19 protein-coding genes are annotated in these 16,104 nt (G+C 65.0%); 9 read left to right on the forward strand and 10 right to left on the reverse strand.

Annotation, left to right across the window (positions count from 1 at the left end; translation table 11 throughout):
* The 6 genes from DMO17_RS19215 to DMO17_RS19240 all read left to right on the forward strand — a co-directional run.
* The coding region (locus DMO17_RS19215) for a phage tail tape measure protein (protein ID WP_110684088.1) at window positions 1–2,405 on the forward strand (2,405 nt) is incomplete at its 5' end.
* Entirely contained in the window at window positions 2,405–2,794 is a 390-nt protein-coding gene (locus DMO17_RS19220; protein WP_110684089.1) for a phage tail protein, read from the forward strand. The genes DMO17_RS19215 and DMO17_RS19220, both read left to right, overlap by 1 nt.
* Window positions 2,781–2,993 (forward strand): tail protein X, encoded by a 213-nt coding sequence (locus DMO17_RS19225; RefSeq protein ID WP_110684090.1) that lies wholly within the window; start codon window positions 2,781–2,783, stop codon window positions 2,991–2,993. The genes DMO17_RS19220 and DMO17_RS19225 overlap by 14 nt, the downstream gene beginning before the upstream one ends.
* Window positions 2,994–3,002: 9 nt before the next feature.
* Window positions 3,003–4,022 (forward strand): contractile injection system protein, VgrG/Pvc8 family, encoded by a 1,020-nt coding sequence (locus tag DMO17_RS19230; RefSeq protein ID WP_110684091.1) that lies wholly within the window; start codon window positions 3,003–3,005, stop codon window positions 4,020–4,022.
* A 132-nt stretch (window positions 4,023–4,154) separates the two neighbouring features.
* The gene (locus DMO17_RS19235) at window positions 4,155–4,340 is read left to right on the forward strand and encodes a zinc finger domain-containing protein (protein WP_110684092.1); all 186 of its coding nucleotides are present in this window, start codon (window positions 4,155–4,157) and stop codon (window positions 4,338–4,340) included.
* Entirely contained in the window at window positions 4,318–5,055 is a 738-nt protein-coding gene (locus DMO17_RS19240; RefSeq protein WP_110684093.1) for a DNA-methyltransferase, read from the forward strand. The genes DMO17_RS19235 and DMO17_RS19240 overlap by 23 nt, the downstream gene beginning before the upstream one ends.
* Window positions 5,056–5,113: 58 nt before the next feature.
* On the opposite strand, the gene DMO17_RS19245 is transcribed toward DMO17_RS19240, so the two are convergent.
* The 8 genes from DMO17_RS19245 to parA form a co-directional block, all read right to left on the reverse strand.
* Window positions 5,114–5,479 (reverse strand): hypothetical protein, encoded by a 366-nt coding sequence (locus tag DMO17_RS19245; RefSeq protein WP_110684094.1) that lies wholly within the window; start codon window positions 5,477–5,479, stop codon window positions 5,114–5,116.
* 74 nt (window positions 5,480–5,553) lie between these two features.
* Window positions 5,554–5,838 (reverse strand): ASCH domain-containing protein, encoded by a 285-nt coding sequence (locus tag DMO17_RS19250; protein ID WP_110684095.1) that lies wholly within the window; start codon window positions 5,836–5,838, stop codon window positions 5,554–5,556.
* Window positions 5,839–5,840: 2 nt separating this feature from the next.
* Entirely contained in the window at window positions 5,841–6,269 is a 429-nt protein-coding gene (locus DMO17_RS19770) for a hypothetical protein (RefSeq protein WP_181418832.1), read from the reverse strand.
* Entirely contained in the window at window positions 6,266–6,418 is a 153-nt protein-coding gene (locus tag DMO17_RS19775) for a hypothetical protein (RefSeq protein WP_181418833.1), read from the reverse strand. Before DMO17_RS19775 ends, DMO17_RS19770 begins: the two co-directional genes overlap by 4 nt.
* A complete protein-coding gene (locus tag DMO17_RS19260) occupies window positions 6,415–6,738 on the reverse strand; it encodes a hypothetical protein (protein ID WP_110684096.1) in 324 nt (107 codons plus the stop codon). The genes DMO17_RS19775 and DMO17_RS19260 overlap by 4 nt, the downstream gene beginning before the upstream one ends.
* Window positions 6,738–6,887: a hypothetical protein gene (locus DMO17_RS19780; RefSeq protein WP_152959924.1), complete on the reverse strand. Its 150-nt coding sequence runs from the start codon at window positions 6,885–6,887 to the stop codon at window positions 6,738–6,740. The genes DMO17_RS19260 and DMO17_RS19780 overlap by 1 nt, the downstream gene beginning before the upstream one ends.
* Before the next feature lie 68 nt (window positions 6,888–6,955).
* Window positions 6,956–7,276 (reverse strand): hypothetical protein, encoded by a 321-nt coding sequence (locus DMO17_RS19265; RefSeq protein ID WP_110684097.1) that lies wholly within the window; start codon window positions 7,274–7,276, stop codon window positions 6,956–6,958.
* Window positions 7,273–7,932 (reverse strand): ParA family partition ATPase, encoded by a 660-nt coding sequence (gene parA / locus DMO17_RS19270; RefSeq protein WP_110684098.1) that lies wholly within the window; start codon window positions 7,930–7,932, stop codon window positions 7,273–7,275. Before parA ends, DMO17_RS19265 begins: the two co-directional genes overlap by 4 nt.
* Before the next feature lie 610 nt (window positions 7,933–8,542).
* On the opposite strand from parA, the gene DMO17_RS19275 reads away from it, so the two are divergent.
* Together DMO17_RS19275 and DMO17_RS19915 are read left to right on the forward strand one after the other, a co-directional pair.
* On the forward strand, window positions 8,543–10,225 hold the full coding sequence (locus DMO17_RS19275) for a protelomerase family protein (protein WP_110684099.1): 1,683 nt from the start codon (window positions 8,543–8,545) through the stop codon (window positions 10,223–10,225).
* Entirely contained in the window at window positions 10,222–10,353 is a 132-nt protein-coding gene (locus DMO17_RS19915; RefSeq protein WP_258371581.1) for a hypothetical protein, read from the forward strand. Before DMO17_RS19275 ends, DMO17_RS19915 begins: the two co-directional genes overlap by 4 nt.
* Window positions 10,354–10,505: 152 nt before the next feature.
* Here the strand turns inward: DMO17_RS19915 and DMO17_RS19280 are convergent, their stop codons facing one another.
* Complete coding sequence (locus tag DMO17_RS19280; RefSeq protein WP_110684100.1) at window positions 10,506–14,390, reverse strand: plasmid replication protein, CyRepA1 family; 3,885 nt, start codon at window positions 14,388–14,390, stop codon at window positions 10,506–10,508.
* 309 nt (window positions 14,391–14,699) lie between these two features.
* Entirely contained in the window at window positions 14,700–15,269 is a 570-nt protein-coding gene (locus DMO17_RS19285; protein ID WP_146224943.1) for a helix-turn-helix domain-containing protein, read from the reverse strand.
* Window positions 15,270–15,512: 243 nt separating this feature from the next.
* Between DMO17_RS19285 and DMO17_RS19290 the strand changes: the two genes are divergently transcribed.
* On the forward strand, window positions 15,513–16,103 hold the full coding sequence (locus tag DMO17_RS19290) for a hypothetical protein (protein WP_110684102.1): 591 nt from the start codon (window positions 15,513–15,515) through the stop codon (window positions 16,101–16,103).
* The last annotated feature ends 1 nt before the right edge of the window (window position 16,104 follow it).

Below are 16,104 nucleotides of genomic sequence, written 5' to 3' on the forward strand. Positions count from 1 at the left end.
GCTCGGCCGACGGTTACACCAAGCTGACCGAGAAGCTCGACAAGACCAAGACCGCCCTGCAGGCGGCCAAGGTTGAGCAGGTCAGCCTGGGCAAGGCGCACCAGGCCGCCGCGGCGACGGTGCAGCGCCTCGAGCAGGAATATGCCCAGGCCGCGGCATCGGCCAAGGCCCTGGAGGGCGCAACCGAGGCCACCACGGCCCAGGTGAAGGCCGCGCGCGTCGAGCAGAACCGGCTCGGCCGCGAGCTGGCCAGCGCCACGACCGAGGTCAAGCGCCTGGACGGCGCGCAGGACAAGAACACCGCCAGCCTACGCACCCTGGAAGCGGCGCAGCGGGCTGAGCGTAACCAGCTCAAGGGCCTGCAGGCCGAGTTGACCAAGGCCGGTGTGGACACTGGCCAGTTGGCCGCCGAGCAGAAACGCCTCGAGAGTGCCACGGAACAAGCCAACGCCGCCCTGCAGTCGCAGCGCGCCCGGCTCGATGCCGTGCGCACCGCCCAGGGCCGCGTCGACGAAAACCGCGGGGCGCGGGCTGATCTGCGCGGGCAGATGCTCGAGACGGCCGCCATCGGTTACCTGGCCGCTAAGCCGGTTGACCAGGCGATGAACCTCGAAGTGGCCATGGCCGACGTGGCCAAGGTCATTAACTTTGGCGAAGGCCAGCGCGAGGCGATGGCGCAGGAGAATCTGCGCCTGGCCAGTGATCGGCTGATCTCCTCGGCCGGCATCACCGCGGTGGATCTGGCCAAGATCCAGTACGCCGCCGGGCAGTCGAATATCGGCGGCGACGAGAAAACCAGCGAGGGCAAGCAGCGGGCGGTGATGGACTTCACCCGCGACGCGGCGATCATGGGCGCTGCCTTCGACATCGACGCGCAGACGGCCGGCGAGACCATGGCCGGCTGGCGGGCCTCGATGAAGCTCGACCGCGGCGGCACGCTCGATCTGGCCAACGCCACCAACCACCTGGGCAACAAGTTCAACGCCACGCCGGCTGACATCGCGGCGGTGGTCAAGCGCTACGGCGCTATCGGTAGCGCCTCGGGCCTTGCGCCTGAGCAGAGCGCCGCGCTGTCGGCGGCGTTCCTCAACCCGGGCACCGAGAAGGAAATCGCCGGTACCGGGTTTAAGAACTTCCTCGGCGCGCTGACCAAGGGCAAGGCAGCAACCAAGGGCCAGCGCGAGACCTGGGAGGAGCTCGGCTTCGATCCCGAGGAGCTGGCCCTGGGCATGCAACAGAACGCCCCGGCCACCATCAAGACGGTGCTCGAGGCGCTGAAAGCAGCGCCCGAGGAGGAGCAATCGGCGCTTGCCACCCAGCTGTTCGGCTCTGAGTCGATAGGCGCGATCATGCCGCTGCTGGCCAACCTCGAGGAGGTTGACCGGGCTTTCGGCCTGGTGGCCAACGGGGCCGACCGCGCCGGCTCGATGATGAAAGAGGCCGAGGGCGTGGCCAGCACTTCGCGCGCTGGCTGGAATGGCTTTGTGGCCAAGCTGACGCGCCTCTCGACGTTGGTCGGTACCGCGATGCTACCCGCGCTCGACGCCGTCCTGGTGCCCTTGGGTGCCCTGGTCGACGGGCTGAGCTGGGCGGCTGAGACCTTCCCCAACGTCACGGCCGGCATTGCCGTCGCCGGTGGCGCGCTGGCCGCGATGAAGGTCGGGGCGCTGGGCCTCAAGTTTGCCGGGCTGCTGGTCGGCCAGGCGTTCAACAAGGCCGGCCTGGCGCGCGTCAAGCTGGACGCGAACACCGCGCGCACGGCGATGACGGCCGACGCTGCGGTCATGCGCTTGAACGCTGCCATGGCCCGCCTGGGCGTTGGCGGTGGTGGCCCTGCAGTCGGTGGCCGCGGCGGGCGTGGCGGCCGTGGTGGTCGAGCTGGCCGCGGTGGCGGCCTGGGCGTGAAGGCGGGCGGCGCGCTGATGCTGGCGGCCGGCGCGGTGGATCTCGCCCAGGTGGTGATGGATGACGACTCGACCGGCGAAGACGTCGGCGGCTCGCTCGGCGCTACCGCTGGCGGCATGGGCGGCATGTGGGCCGGCGCTGCTGCAGGCGCGGCCATTGGCTCTGTGGTGCCGCTTGTTGGCACCGCCATCGGCGGCCTGCTCGGCGGTGCGCTTGGCGCGTGGTTGGGCAGCGAAGCGGGCGGCGCGCTGGGCGGCATGGCCGGCTCGGCGGTTGACCGGCTGCGCAGCCCTGACGAGGTCGCGGCCGCGGTGACCAATGCGGACAACCGGCAGATCACTTTCGCGCCTCAGATCCAAGTCAACGGTGCCGACCATGCAACCAGCGAAGCGCTGGCCAACCAGGTGATGGCGAAAATGCGCGGCGACTTTGTGCCGCTGATGATGGCCGACCCGCTCGCCGTTCGGCGTGGCGCGTCTCTGACTGATGGGAGCGACTGATGCGACAGCAGATGGCCCTGGGCGAGTTCGTGTTCGGCCTCGCCTCTGGCTTCCCGTATGAGCGCCTCGCGCGCAAGACCACGGGCGGCTGGGTAGACCTGGACATCATCAGCAGCAAGCCGATGTCGCACAACACTGGCCAGGGCCTGGAGTCGCTGCGGCTGAGCGGCAAGGCCCAACTGGCGGCTGGCATGGCCAAGCTCGACGAGCTGCGCGCCATGGCCGACGCGCGCCAGCCCTACACCCTGGTCGACGGCGTCGGCCGGGTGTGGGGGCGCTGGCGAATCGACGCCGTGAGCGAAGACCAGGAGCGGGTGATCGACGACGGTACCGCGACGCTCCTGTCGTGGACGCTTGAGCTGCAGGAGTTCGTCAATGCGACGGGTTAGAACCATCGCCGGTGATACGGCAAACGTGCTGCTCTTTCGCGAGCTGGGGCGCTCTGACGACGAGGCCGAGGAGGCCTTGTGGTTGGTCAACCCTGGCCTGGCTGAGCATGGCCCGGCCCTGCCGGCTGGCTTATGGGTGAACCTGCCCGAGCTGGCCAGCAAGCCGGCCCAGGCTGCACCGCTTACCGCTTGGGATTAAGGAGGGTGCATGGCTATCGGATACACGCCAGCGGTCGAGATCTACGGCAGCAATGCCGCCCTGATCAATGCGCGCCTGGTTGACTGGGAGCACGTCGACGCCGCGGGCGTCGAGTCGGACACCCTCAAGCTAACGGTGAACATCGAGGGCCTCGACGGCTTGCCCAGCGTCGACGGCAAGGTGGGGCTGCGGGTCGGTTACAAGGAAACGGGCCTGGTGGACAAGGGCGAGTTTGTCGTCACGCGCACCACGCCCCAACTGTTCCCGGCCCTGCTGCTGATCGTGGCCACCGCTGCGCCCTTCAAGGTGAAGGACGAGACCGGCTTCAAGGCCCGGCGCTCGGCCAGCTACGCCATGACCACGCTCGGCCAGGTATTCCGCCAGCTGACCACCAAGCACGGCTTCTCGCCGCGCGTGGCCCCCGAGCTGGACGCGATACCAATCGCCCACATCGACCAGTCGAACGAAACGGACATGGGCTTTCTGACCCGGCTCGCGCGCCGCTATGACGCGGTGACAAAGCCGGTCAATGACCTCTACGTGCTGGCCCGTCGGGGCCAGGTCAAGACGCTGAGCGGCAAGACCCTGCCACCGGTGACGCTGTCGGTGACCAAGGACAACCGCCCGGGCGAGCGCGCCTTTATTGCGGCGAGCATCGACCAGGACAGCCGCGTGCGCTTCAAGGGCTGCAAGACCACCTGGTGGGACGGCAGCGCGGGCAAGGAATGCGTGGTGGAAGTGGGCGAGGGGCCGTTCAAGACGGTGCGCCAGCGTTACCAGAACGAAGCCGAGGCGAAGGCCGCGGCCGAGGGCGAGCAGCGCAAGACGCAGCGCGAGGCGGCAAAGCTGCGGATTGATTGCCCAGGCAATCCGGCGCTAAGCGCCGAGGGGCTGCTCGAGCTCGATGACAGCTGGCCCAGTTTCATGCGTGGCACCTGGTCAATCGACAAGGTGACCGCCAGCGGATCGCGCCAGCAAAGCTACCGCTGCACCCTCGAGGCGACCTATCCAGACGGCCGCCAAGAGTAAACGAGGGCACCAGGCCGGGCCGCGGGAACGGCTCGACCTGGTACCAACCTGCAGACCATGCCTGCAAGCCAGCCAAGGCCCCCGCGCTCTCGAGAGCGGCGGCGAGCCTAGCAGAATCAAAGGCTTAGCAGAATGCTTAATCCAATACGCTGTGGGGGCTGTGAGCGCCTCCTCGCCAAAATCGGCCACGGTGCCGAGATCCAGATCAAGTGCCCACGTTGCGGCACCTTGAACCATTTGAAGGCCTCGAGCCTCCCAGCCGACCGCCTCGAGCGGCCCTTAAAGGCTGTGGAAAATGACCAACACCAACACCCGTAACGCCCTGTACCGCGGCGACTCGCTGCAGATCCTTTCCGGCCTCGAGGCCGGCACCTTCGACGCACTGATCACCGACCCGCCCTACTCGAGCGGCGGCATTCACATGGGCTCGCGCCAGCAGTCGGCGTCTACCAAGTATGTGCAGGGCGGTCAAAAGCTGGCCTATCACGACTTCGAGGGTGAGAACCGCGACCAGCGCTCGCACGGCTACTGGATGACGCTCTGGCTTTCGGAGTGTTACCGCCTTCTGAAAGAGGGCTCGCCGGTTTGCCTGTTCACCGACTGGCGTCAGCTGCCGTTGACTACTGACGCCCTGCAGGCCGCCGGCTTTACCTGGCGCGGAATCCTGCCATGGGACAAAACCGAGGGCGTGCGGCCCCAGCTGGGCCGCTTCCGTAATCAAGCCGAGTACGTGGTATGGGGTAGCAAGGGCGGTATGCCGCTCGACCGCAAGGTGCCCGTGCTGCCCGGGGTGATTCGCGAGCCTGTGCGCCAGGTCGATAAGCACCACATGACCGGCAAGCCGACCGAGCTGATGCGCCAGGTTGTCAGGATCTGCGAGCCCGGCGGCCGGATCCTCGACCCGTTCGCGGGATCTGGCACCACTCTGGTGGCGGCCGAGCTCGAGGGCTACGGCTGGGCCGGCTGCGAGTTGTCCGAGCACTATCACCAGGTGGCCGCTGGCCGCCTGCGCGCGCTCGGCGCTGAGTTGTAACCAAAGAAAAGCCCCCACTGCCTCGCGGCGGTGGGGGCTTTTTTCGTTTCTGGATCCGCTACAGCTTGGCCAGCACACCGGGCGGCATGGTGACGGGCTTCTCGCGGTCGACGTACAGCCGCGGCAGGCTCTGATAAGGGCCGGGGCCGCGCGCCTCGAGGCGCTGGGTCACGCCCTGGGCCACGCCGTTGCCGGTCGCCCAGGCCTCGCCGCGCTGCAGCCATACGGCAGGCGCGCCGCGGCCGATTGAGCACAGCGCCCAGGTCTCGCCGGCTTCCTGCAGGGTCTCGCAGCTGGGCTCATAGCCGGCCGCCTTGTGGGCGTTGGCTAGGCCTTGGGTTTGGCTTCCGGCCAGGTCGGCCAGCAGGGCAGCGCCGATGCCGATCGCTACCGCGCCGCCGATCACCAGGTGGGTCTTTTTCATGCGCGCACGTCTCCTCTGTGGTGCGCGCGCAGGGTAACAAAAAGCCCGCCGAGTGGGCGGGCTTGTGGGTCGGGCTACATGGGGCGGTGCGTCACGTCGATGGCGAACACCTCGACCGGATCCGGCCCGAAGTGAGGGTGCGTGATGGTCGTCAGGCGGTAGCCCTTCCATGGCAGCACCAGTCGGCGGATTACGTCGCCGCGGGGCGGGTAGCCGCGCAGCAGCTCGATGCGGTCATACTCTCGGCCTTCTAATCGCTTCCGCCAGTAAGGCGTCACCGCGCGAAATTCCTCGGGCTTGGTGCCTGCCTTGATCGCGTCGAAGTATTCGCCCTTGAGGGGTATGGTCAGGGTTCGCATGGCTATTCCCCTCTGTCGCTGATGCGCCAGGTGCCCGGCGGCAGGGTCTTGTCGATCACAACATCGATGCCGCCGACCTTTAGCGGATCTGGCAGCGCGTCGATGGCCGCGTCGGTCTCGGCCTTGGTCTTGTGGAGCACGCCGCCGGCCATGAATCGCAGGCCGGCCTGCAGCAGCTTGCGGTAGCGTCTCGCGTCGGCCGCCTCCTGGTCGTCTCGACTCGCGTTCATCAGCTCGGCCACCTTGTCGGCGCTGATGGTGCGAAGGGTCTCGCTGCACTCGTCGCAGCCGAGCACGAAAAGGCACTCGACCTCGCTGGTTCTCAATCGCCCCTCCTGGACGGCGCAGCCAAGGTGTGTGCGATAGTGGGTCTGCCATGTCAGCGACTCGCTGCCGCATTCCCTGCAGGCTTTGGGTTTGGTCTGGATCATGGTTGCTCCTGGTCTTCGCTGGTCTCTGGATCCTGCAGGCTCGCGCAGGCGATGCGGTACAGCAGCACCAGGCTGGCCACTAGGGCCGCCCCGGCGCTGAACAGCAAGCCGAGCAGCTGCTCGGCGGGGCTGGATGCGTTGCGGCTCATAGGTTGGCCTCCCGCTGCAGCGCGCGCAGGAGCTCGTGGTCGACGCCTGGGATCTCGAACTCCTCGCGCAGGTAGTTGACGATCACCGCGGCCAGCTCGACGGCCGCGGTGGCTCGCGCAATGCTGCCGCTGTTGGTGCTGACCAGCCCGCCGGCGCGGGCGCTGGTCGCCTTGTGCGCCACGGGTTGCTCCCTGACGACCAGGTCGAGCAGTTCGCTTGCCTGGAAGCCCTGGTGCTCGAGGATGGCCGCGGCGATGGCGCGGACGCGGTGCAGATCCTCGGGCTCGATGGCGCTGGATACGTTCTCTGTGATGCTCATCAGGCGGCCTCCCCGATCATGCGCAGGATGCCGTGCCAGGCCGTCAGGCACTGTTGCTCGGCGAATTGGCGCACCAGGTCGCGATAGCGCGGATCTCGCGCCAGGTGCAGCGGCAGGCTTGCCGCGGTGGTATAGTCGCGTGCGGACATATTCGGAACCCTCCAAGGTCTATGTGTCTGGCCCGGTTAGCGGTTGCCGCCGCTGCCGGGCTGTTTCTTCACTTCATCAGCGATTCAAGCCGGCGGCGCAGCTCGGGCACGTCGTCAACCTTGAACCGCCCCTCGCCCCGCCCGTACTTCTCGAACAGATCCTCGATAGCCTCGAGCAGCAGGTGCTTAACCGGCACGCCGTCGGTGGTCATGTTCTTTAGCTCGGCCATGCCCTTGTGGTATTTCGGCGCGGCCAGCACCTTGAGCTGCTTCTCGTCAGCGTCGGCCACTACAGCGCGGCGCGCCTTCTCGACGTGCTCGCGGTCTGCAGTGCTTACCGTGGGCCGCACGGCGCTGGGGCGAACGATGCTTGGCTTTTCTGCTTTCATGCTTTCAGCACCTCGAGCAGCTCGTCGGTGATCGCCTCAACCTCGAGGCGCGCTTTGTTGTCGGCTGGCAGATCCATAACGCTAAGGCCCTGGCCGACGCCTTCGACATAGTCGACGCGGTGGTGGGTCTTGGCTTGCATGATCGGCAGCTCGAAGCCCTCGAGCGCCTCGGCGGCGTTGCGCTCGATGCGTGTGCCCTGGACTGCGCGAGTGATCAGCAGGCGCGCTTCCGGCTGGCCGTCGGTGAGCTCGCGCCGGTCTTTCACCAGCTGCACCAGGTCAACCGTGGCCCATATGTCGTACTGGCTCGGCTGTATGGGGATTAGAGCCAGGTCGGCGGCCTTGATCGACGCCGCGGTTATCTCGTCGATGGTCGGGATGCCGTCGATTATCACGAAGTCATAGCCCCCGGAGACCCGCGGCAGATCGCGTGCCACGTTCTTGCCCATGGCAATGACCGGTATCAGGCCTGGGTCGCCTTCGACTTCTGCCCGGGATGCCGCCCAGTCGGTCGCTGACGACTGATCATGGTTTAGGTCGACTAGCAGCACCTTGAATCCATGCTTTACGGCCAGGCAGCTGGCCAGGTTGGTGGCGGTGGTCGTCTTAGACGAGCCCCCTTTCTGGTTGAGCACTGAAATTACCTTTGCAGCCATGGCCGCGCCCTCCTCGGTTGTTGGTGTGGGCACAATATAGGTGCTTTGGTGAAAAAGTACAACGGGCCAAAAGTACAAAAGAGAAAAAACAGCCGGCGCGATAGCGCCGACATTGTCCGCCCGCAATGGCCCGTCCTTTCTGCCTAGTCTGGAAGCCCCAGCCGGCGCGGGTTTCCCGCGCCATAAACAAGCAGGCGCAACGCGCCGTCCTTATGGTGCATGGCCGCCCTCGCGCAGTTTTTCAACTTGTCGCCCCTTGCCTGCTGCTATCCATTGCCAGCGACTGCGCGCCGTTCTCACGCCTTGCTATCCCTCAAGCATTAAGGGCTAAAGGTGTATATTTGTGCGCATCCATACACCCCAAGCCCTGCGACAACATGCACCCCAAGCCCTAGCACATAGCAGGGCCAAGGGTGCATGCACCCATGCCCCATTCTATACGTATAGAATGGGGCACGGGTGCATGCACCCTTGGCCCTATCCCCTACTGTGCAGCGTCTTGCCTTATGGCTTAAGGTGTATATGATTATGGTGTAGGGCTTGCGGTGTATGGTTGACAGGTATAGAATGCGCGCTAGGGTTTAAGGTGAATGCCAAACAGGAGGCAACCATGGCTAAGAAGGCAGCAACAAAAGACGCAGCGGTTGACCAGGTGCGCGCCGAGGCCGGCAATGCGGCCGAGGCTATCGACCAGCGCGAGCGGGTTAGCTTTGGCAATTACGGGGGCGCGACGCGGCAGAAGGTCGAGCTGCAGCCGCTGATCGAGCAGCTGATAAAGGACGTCAAGGCCATCGACGCCGACGACAGCCTGAGCCGCGGCGACAAGACCAAGCGCCTGGCGCGGCTGGCCGACCGGCTTAAAAATAAGCTGTATGAGGATCGCCGCCGCAAGGAAACGGACAAGCTCAAGGCCTCGAGCTACCGCCGCTACTTGACCACCGTTCGCAAGGCGGTGACCGAGCAGAACTGGCGGCACCACGCCATCGAGGAGACCTGCGAGCGCCTGGCGCGCCACCACCCGCGCTATGCCGAGCAGCTGCTGGCCATGGCCGACCTGCAGGACATCACCGCGCTGCGCATGGCGCACCGCGACCTGCTGGCCCAGGCGCGCCAGGATCGCGACGACGACGCCTTCGAGGCGGTCAAGGGTATGAAGCTCGACCACGAGATCATGCGCCACCTGACCCTGCCGGCGGCGACCAAGGCGCAGCTGGCCACGGATGCCGTCGAGACCCTCGAGCAGCGCGCCACCAACACCGTCTCGATCAACTACCACTGGCTGGTCGACAAGATCAGCGAGCTGCTGAGCGCGAGCGAGATCCGCGCCGACGGCTTGTCGGTGCCGTTCTTCTCCCACCTGGCGCTGGGGCTGGCGCTGGCCACCGGCCGGCGAGAAATCGAGATCCTCAAGCTGGGGCGCTTCGAGAAGGTCGGCGAGTTCGAGCTCGAGTTCTCGGGCCAGGCCAAGCGCCGCGGGGGCGTTGACTATGGCGAGAGCTACCGGATCTACACCCTGCTGAAAGCCGACCTGGTGCTCGAGGCCTTCGCCAAGTTGCGGGCCATGCCCGAGGTGCTCGAGCTGCAGCACCTGGACAATACCGAGGTGAACCGGCGAGTGGCCAAGACCCTAAACACCCTGGCCAAGCGCGTGTTCGGCAACCAGGAGCGCGTATTCAAGGACAGCCGGGCACTGTGGGCGCGGGTCGTGTTCGAGCTGCACTTCGCCCGCGACCCGCGCTGGGCCAAGGTCAACGAGACGGTCTTCTGGCGCGAGATGCTGGGCCACGAGGATATGGACACCCAGGAGAGCTACAAGGCCTTCAAGATCGATTACACCGCGCCGGCGAAGCCGGCGGCGACCGCCAGCAAATACGCTAGCCGCCTCGAGGCGCTCGAGGCGCTGGACGAGCACGAGCAGATCGCAGGGCGCGAGGCGCTGCAGAAGATCCACCGGTGGGTGAAGGAGACGGTCAAGACTGCGCCCGACGCGAGGATCTCGCAGAAGGCTATCGCGACCAACGTCGGCAGCTACCGGCCGGTGATTAAGGAGTATCTCGACCTGGCCGCCGAGGCCTTGGCCACGGCCGGCCGGCCTGTCGAAGATATTGCGCCGGTGGTTCCGGTTGAGGTTGCCAAAGCTCGACCACGTGTCAGGGTGACAGAGGAGGCCGAGGGGCGGTGGGTTGCGGTGGCGCGGGTCAATGGCGTTGTAGTGGCCAGCGGTACCGGGCGCAACCGCGAGGAGGCTTACGAGGCGTTACAAGCTGCAGCGGCAACCACCAACCGCGGGTGACCCTGCTCGACAGCCGGGGCCAAAGGCCCCGGCCGCACACTTCGAATTTCATCCTCTCCCAGGGCCGCATCTGCGGCGTCAACATGATCAAGGGCGGCGCTGATCGCATCGAGCAGCTCGCCCTTTGATGCTTCCGGGCCGGCCTTCAAGGCCAACATAAGCGCCGACCTGGCGCGGCTCAGCTTGGCGGACGCTCTGTCCATTTTCTCACGACATTGCAAGGTACTTCCCTCCCCTTGTTGTTTAGCCAACCACTGGTTAAACGTACAGTATCACAGCGCTAAGATCGTAGCAGCTTGGCGGCATATGCAAGCGTGTGCCGCAAGCTGCTGCTCTGCTCTGCGCCTGGCTTGGCCAGCCCCAGCGCCACCTCCGGCGTCAGCGCCCCGACGAATCGCGACAACGAGATACCGAGGGGTGGGGCTAAGCGAGAAGCAACGGCGAAGATCTTCTCGCGCACGGTCAAGGGATAGTTTCCACTGTCGCTCTTACCATCACACTGCAAAGTATCCCTACCGCTGGCGGCCGCGTGTGGCGCGGGCTGTGGCGCAGCATCTGGCTCTGGCGCGAGCTTGGGCTGGTGGGTGGCTTCGTGGTCGTGAGTGGTCAGCGAGTGGACATTCTTGGCCGCACGGCGCTGGCAATAAGCCATGATGAACTGCCAATTATCAGCGTTGACGCTGAACAGGTGGGCACCGTTCGTCTTGCGCTTCTGCAGGGCCAGGCCGAGGCGGTCGAAAATCGACTTAACCACTGTGGTGGGGCACAGGCGGGCGCTGGTGCTGGGGATGTAGCGGCCGAGCTTGAGGGCGTTGTACAGCTCGACCTGGTCGTCGCTGCTGGTGAGGTACTCGAGCACCTTGCGGGCCTGGTCAGAACCGAACTCGCCCTCTCCCGTGAAACGGTCGACGCCGAGGATCTCGAAGACGCGGCACAGGATCGCGTGGGCGGGCGTTTTCCAGCGGTGCAGGGTCAGGGTGACCCTAGCCTTGCGCTGGGCCTTGTCGTAGGCCCTGGCGTGCTCCTCGTCAGCCTGCAGCAGCTCCATGGCCACCACCTTGGCGATACCGCGGTCGTCGTAGAAGGCGACGTCGTCGGCGGTGATCTCGTCGACGCCGAGCTGGTGCTCCATGTGGTAGCGGTCGAGCTGGGCGCTTTCCGATTCGCTGCGCACCTCCTGCCGACTGAGCTTGAGGTACTGCTCCTCGTCTGGCGTTTCGACGCTGTCGATCAGATCCATGCGCTTGTCGAAGACGATCACGCCCGCCGCTTTGCGGTTGCTGCGCGAGGCCTTGGTCAGATCGTCCTGGTCGAAGCCCATGCTGCCGACATCGAGGCGCTGGACGTTGTAGCCCTCGGCGTACAGCATCAGCAGCAGGTTGTTGGCGAAGTTGTTGCGCGCCTTGTTCTCGGCGGTGACGGTGGTCAGGTAGAGGTGGTCGAAGGCCGTCTTGCGGCGGCGCAGGATGATCTCGTCGCTGGTCTCCTCGAACTCGCAGGCGACCTCGTCGGCTTTCATGTGGCCGCGCCAGATCCGCTCGCGGTCGGTTTCGCGTTGCACGCTGGCGTGGCCGATGCCGACGATATAGCGGCGGGCGGTGCGGTCGCGGCGCAGCATCTGGATGGCGTCGGATGGGCCGACGGTGTTGCCGCTGAACAGGCCGAAGTGGGCGTCGAAGTGGGGCGTGGTCATGGATACGCCCGAGCTGATCGCCGGGCTGTAGATCAGCACGTCGTACTTGGTGGCCTCGGCGTTGGGGTTGCAGAGGAAGGCCTCGACATCCTGGTCGGCCTTGCTGTCGGCATGCACCAGGAGCATGCGCACGGGGGCGATTTTGCCCTGCTCGACCATGGCCTCGATCAGCGCGGCCATTTTCTTGGCGGACTCGGCCGAGTCGTTGGCCACCAGAATGCGCTTGCCTGCTTTGACCTGCTCGATGGCCAGCTGCCAGGCGCTTTCGTCGTCGGTGTGGTCGATGCGGACGTGCTCGGCGGATCCGCTGACCTCGAGCACGGTGATGGTTTGACCAGGTCGCGCGAGCTCGCAGAACTCGATCAGGCTGTCGTTGGCGTCGGCGTCGCAGAGCAGCACGCGCTCGGCGGCCCCGACGGCGTCGATCAGCGCATCCATGACCTTGACCCGGCCTTCGACCGGCCCGGTGGTGGTGTGGCGCAGCACCTGGCTGGCTTCGTCGATGCACAGCGTCTCGAGGGTGGTAAACCAGCTGCGCTCCTCGGCGTTGTAGAACATCGGCTTGGTCAGGCTGTTGACGCAGCAGGCAAGGTGCGAGACGTGCGGCATCTGCCAGGCGAAAACTTGCTTGTAGTGCTCGACGCCAAGGCGTGCGGCGGCGTCATCGAGCAGCGAGATCCGGTGGGCGACGTAGGCGGCCTTGCTCGAGGCCTTCATCAGTGGCGCGATCAGCTTCTCGGTTTTGCCCGAGCCCATCGGTGCGCGCACGATGATGACGCCCTGCAGCGATTCGACCAGGGCGGCCATGTGTTCCGGCAGGATGATGCCGCCGTGCTCAGCGCGCACGCCGTCGATCTTGAGGTGCTGGACGTTGGGGCGTGCCAGCGCTGCAACGGAGAAGCCGCGCAGCTGTTTGGCCTGCTGCAGTTTTTGCTTGGCCAGCCAGTGGGCGCGGCTGCGGATCTTGAAACGGGCGGTAGTGTCGAGCCCCTCCGGCAACCTGGAGAAGACCGCGGCGACGACCTGGTCATAGCTGTATTTGATCGGCGAAAGCATCATGCCGGCCGCAATTGCGGCCATGGCGTTCTTCTCGCCCAGGCGCTTGCCGCTGTAGGGCAGGCGCTCGAGGCAGAACTCGAACCAATCCTTTGAGGATTTGAAGGCGTTGGCGTTGGCGCGCAGCGCCTTGGCGGTGGCCTTGAGGCCGAAGGCGACGTGGTAGTCGTTCCAGTCGGTCGGCCCTTTGCGCGCGGCCTTAAACGCGGCCAGCTCCTCGGCGCTGAACCCAACAACGGGTGCCCGGTTTTGCGCTCTGAGCTCGGCAATTTGCTGGGCGCTGCAGCCGAGCAGCTCGTCGGCGGCCTCGAAGTTTGGAACGGTGGCCGGGTGTTTCAGCTCGCGATGGATCTCGAGCGCGGCCAGCATGCCGGCGTTGCCGTCTTTCCATTGGTCGTTGTCGGCGGCGTTGTGGAAACGCCAGGCCGGGTAGCGCTTGGCGTAGGCGCGCAGCACCTTGACCAGGTTGTCGACGTTGAAGGTAACCACGACGGCGACTTCGTCGCCCTTGCCCGCCTCGATCTCGGCCAGGTAGATGCTTGCGCCAGTGGCGAAGCCCTCGGCCGAGTAGCGGCGCTTGGCGGTCTCGAGATCACCGAAGACGCAGTGCGCGCCATCCATTTTAACGCCGGTGCCCTGGAGCTTCTTGTCGTCATAGAGGCGCTGCAGGCCCAGGAAGTTGCCGTCGATGTCGTGCATTGGAACGGCTGTAAATACACCGTGACGGTCACGCATACGCAGCATTTTGAAGCGTGACGCGATGTCGCTGATCTGCTTCGCCTGGAAGTAGGCCGCGGTGCCGTCCTCGTCGCCGAGCACCTCGACCGTGCCCTGGCGGATCTGGTCGCCGTGTTCGTAGTGGAAGCTGGCCGCCTCGCCGGTCAACCATGCGCGCTCGTAGGCCATGCGCTCGCCGTGGATCCGCTCGGCCTTTTCGCGTGCCCGACGTTCGTCCTCGAGCTTGCGCGCCTCGCGCTCTGCGCGGCGCTGCTCCTGCTGCTGTTTCCACTGATCGTGGCGGGCGTCGGAGAGCTTGCCGCCCTCGCGTTCGTACAGCTCGACCAGGGCGGCAAAGCCCGACCAGGTGCTGGGGTTGGTGGCGTTGTTCGAGAAGGTCAGGAAGGGGTAGTCGAAGGGCTCGAGCTTGTCGGTACCGCGGGCGGTCTTGATGTCGCCCCAGGCCATCACCTTGCCGTTGTATTTGGCGTCGGTGGCCTTGATCTTGACCTTCGAGTACTTCTTCAACCGCTCGCCGTTGTAGTGGATGGCGTTGCAGATTGAAGACCAGTCGACGTAGGCATCGGCCGCGGCGTCGGAGATCTGGTCGTAGAAGTAGTCGACTAGCGCGTATGGGTCAGAGCCGAAACGCTCTTGATAGAAGCCAGCAAGCCCGGTGCCCTTTGGTGCGTTTGTCATTTTGTCCCTTTGGCCAAAAGTACAAAGGCGAAAAGGTACAAACGATTGACGCACCACCAACGGGGTCTAAACTGAGCACTGAACTGCCAAGTTCGGTGTTTTTCGTTTGTCTGCCCGCAAAACAGATCAAACGCTTGTGCTCGGTTTAGGTGCCTCGTTGTAGGTGCCGTCAATCGTGAAGGCCGGTGGGTTGCTAAAGCCCCCCGGCCTTTTCCTTTTCTGGCCCTTGCAAAATCAATGTTAGTAGCGGGTTAAGTGCCCGCGACTATAAGCCGTCTTCTCTAAATATTGAAGCCCGGCGGACTCTTTTTATAGAACATCCCCTTTGTCGAAGGTCGCCCGAACGCCGACGACCACCGCGACAACCTCGAAAGTATCACCAACCTGTTGCATCGGAAACTGTGGGTTGAGTGCGCGCAGGTAGAACAGTGCGCCGTCTTTGGTCAGCTTTTTGAACACGGGCGCGGTCGGGTCGCCCAGGTGGCCGATGATGAAATCGCCCGGTACCGCCTTGCGCATGGGGTCGACGAATATGGTGTAACCGCGCGGGAAGCTGACGCCCGTCGGGGCCTGCATGAGCTCGTCGCGCACGACCAGGCCGAACACTCGGCCCGGCGGTGTTTCGTTGGGTATGACCCAGCAGGTACCACCCGGCAAGCGCTTGGCGTCAGGGTTTCGCGCCCATTCTGCGGCCAGTTCCCAGGGTATGACCGGCACCCGCTGGGCATGCTCGCCCGGCGCGCTGGTGGCGTCTGGATCCTTTGCCTCGCGCAGCAGCGTGTCGACTGTAGTGCCCAGGGCTTTGGCCAGGCTGTCGGCCACATAAACGCTCGGGGCCACGTCCGTTGTTTCTAGGGTCGATAGGTAGCCGGTGGACATATCGCCCCCGGACGTTTCGATAAGCCGTTGTAGGCCCCAGCCAAGGGCTTGCCGCCGTTTCCGTATGGCGGCCCCTATCCGATAGTCACGTGACATTCAATCTCTCTCCTCAATCCGTTGTTTATTGTCCTTCGATATGCCGCGCATTGGCACTCTAGATATAGAAATCTAATTGCGTTTTTTCTCTAAATGTTGAGAATGTGGGTAACCCCACATGCGACCACTTTCGAGAAGGAACGTGCTATGCGAACTGAGCGCGACATCGTTGTTGATCAGACTAGCCGCTGGTTTACCAACTCGGAGTGGTCGGTCGAGCGTTTCGCTAACGACCGCCTCGCCCCGGCCCTTTCGGCTGCTGGCTTGGTTGAACTTGCCGGCGACCCTGACGACGTCAACGAGTACCTGCGCGGCCGTAAAGCCTGGGGCACGCGCGTTTCTCGCATTTTCCACGGCACCCAGCCTTTCCCGCTCGAGTGGAAGTGGGTCTGGTTGGGTTGCCTGCCCGAAGACTACCAGCGCGCAGCGCGCCACGAGCTGCTGGCCATGGCCGGCTGCTTTGACGTGCGCCTGCCTGAGTTTGTCGGCGGCGTTTCTCTCGAGGCCACCCAGGCGCGCCTGGGCGAAGTCACTCGCGAGCTGGGCGACTTCATCGCCGCGGCCACACCTTCGCACAACGGGCGCTATGACCGCACCGACGATCCCGTAGCTGTCGACAAGATGCTACGCGAGGGGGCCGAGGCAGTCGCTGCAATGGTTAACGAAATGATCGCCGTATCGACCGGCACCGGCCGCCCGTTGCCGCTGCTGGTGCTCGGCAAGATCGGGGGCCGCTGAT

Origin of the sequence: Aquipseudomonas alcaligenes (genome assembly GCF_003205495.1) — a bacterium.
Lineage (GTDB): Bacteria > Pseudomonadota > Gammaproteobacteria > Pseudomonadales > Pseudomonadaceae > Aquipseudomonas > Aquipseudomonas alcaligenes_B.

What these genes read in the sequence shown, in the direction of transcription:
- DMO17_RS19770 (WP_181418832.1), bottom strand. Translation starts at nt 6,269, where the DNA reads ATGATCCAGACCAAACCCAAAGCCTGCAGGGAATGCGGCAGCGAGTCG.
- DMO17_RS19260 (WP_110684096.1), bottom strand. Translation starts at nt 6,738, where the DNA reads ATGAGCATCACAGAGAACGTATCCAGCGCCATCGAGCCCGAGGATCTG.
- DMO17_RS19780 (WP_152959924.1), bottom strand. Translation starts at nt 6,887, where the DNA reads ATGTCCGCACGCGACTATACCACCGCGGCAAGCCTGCCGCTGCACCTG.
- DMO17_RS19280 (WP_110684100.1), bottom strand. Translation starts at nt 14,390, where the DNA reads ATGACAAACGCACCAAAGGGCACCGGGCTTGCTGGCTTCTATCAAGAG.
- DMO17_RS19775 (WP_181418833.1), bottom strand. Translation starts at nt 6,418, where the DNA reads ATGAGCCGCAACGCATCCAGCCCCGCCGAGCAGCTGCTCGGCTTGCTG.
- DMO17_RS19235 (WP_110684092.1), top strand. Translation starts at nt 4,155, where the DNA reads ATGCTTAATCCAATACGCTGTGGGGGCTGTGAGCGCCTCCTCGCCAAA.
- DMO17_RS19230 (WP_110684091.1), top strand. Translation starts at nt 3,003, where the DNA reads ATGGCTATCGGATACACGCCAGCGGTCGAGATCTACGGCAGCAATGCC.
- DMO17_RS19285 (WP_146224943.1), bottom strand. Translation starts at nt 15,269, where the DNA reads ATGTCCACCGGCTACCTATCGACCCTAGAAACAACGGACGTGGCCCCG.
- DMO17_RS19245 (WP_110684094.1), bottom strand. Translation starts at nt 5,479, where the DNA reads ATGAAAAAGACCCACCTGGTGATCGGCGGCGCGGTAGCGATCGGCATC.
- DMO17_RS19290 (WP_110684102.1), top strand. Translation starts at nt 15,513, where the DNA reads ATGCGAACTGAGCGCGACATCGTTGTTGATCAGACTAGCCGCTGGTTT.
- DMO17_RS19250 (WP_110684095.1), bottom strand. Translation starts at nt 5,838, where the DNA reads ATGCGAACCCTGACCATACCCCTCAAGGGCGAATACTTCGACGCGATC.
- DMO17_RS19275 (WP_110684099.1), top strand. Translation starts at nt 8,543, where the DNA reads ATGGCTAAGAAGGCAGCAACAAAAGACGCAGCGGTTGACCAGGTGCGC.
- parA (WP_110684098.1), bottom strand. Translation starts at nt 7,932, where the DNA reads ATGGCTGCAAAGGTAATTTCAGTGCTCAACCAGAAAGGGGGCTCGTCT.
- DMO17_RS19225 (WP_110684090.1), top strand. Translation starts at nt 2,781, where the DNA reads ATGCGACGGGTTAGAACCATCGCCGGTGATACGGCAAACGTGCTGCTC.
- DMO17_RS19240 (WP_110684093.1), top strand. Translation starts at nt 4,318, where the DNA reads ATGACCAACACCAACACCCGTAACGCCCTGTACCGCGGCGACTCGCTG.
- DMO17_RS19265 (WP_110684097.1), bottom strand. Translation starts at nt 7,276, where the DNA reads ATGAAAGCAGAAAAGCCAAGCATCGTTCGCCCCAGCGCCGTGCGGCCC.
- DMO17_RS19220 (WP_110684089.1), top strand. Translation starts at nt 2,405, where the DNA reads ATGCGACAGCAGATGGCCCTGGGCGAGTTCGTGTTCGGCCTCGCCTCT.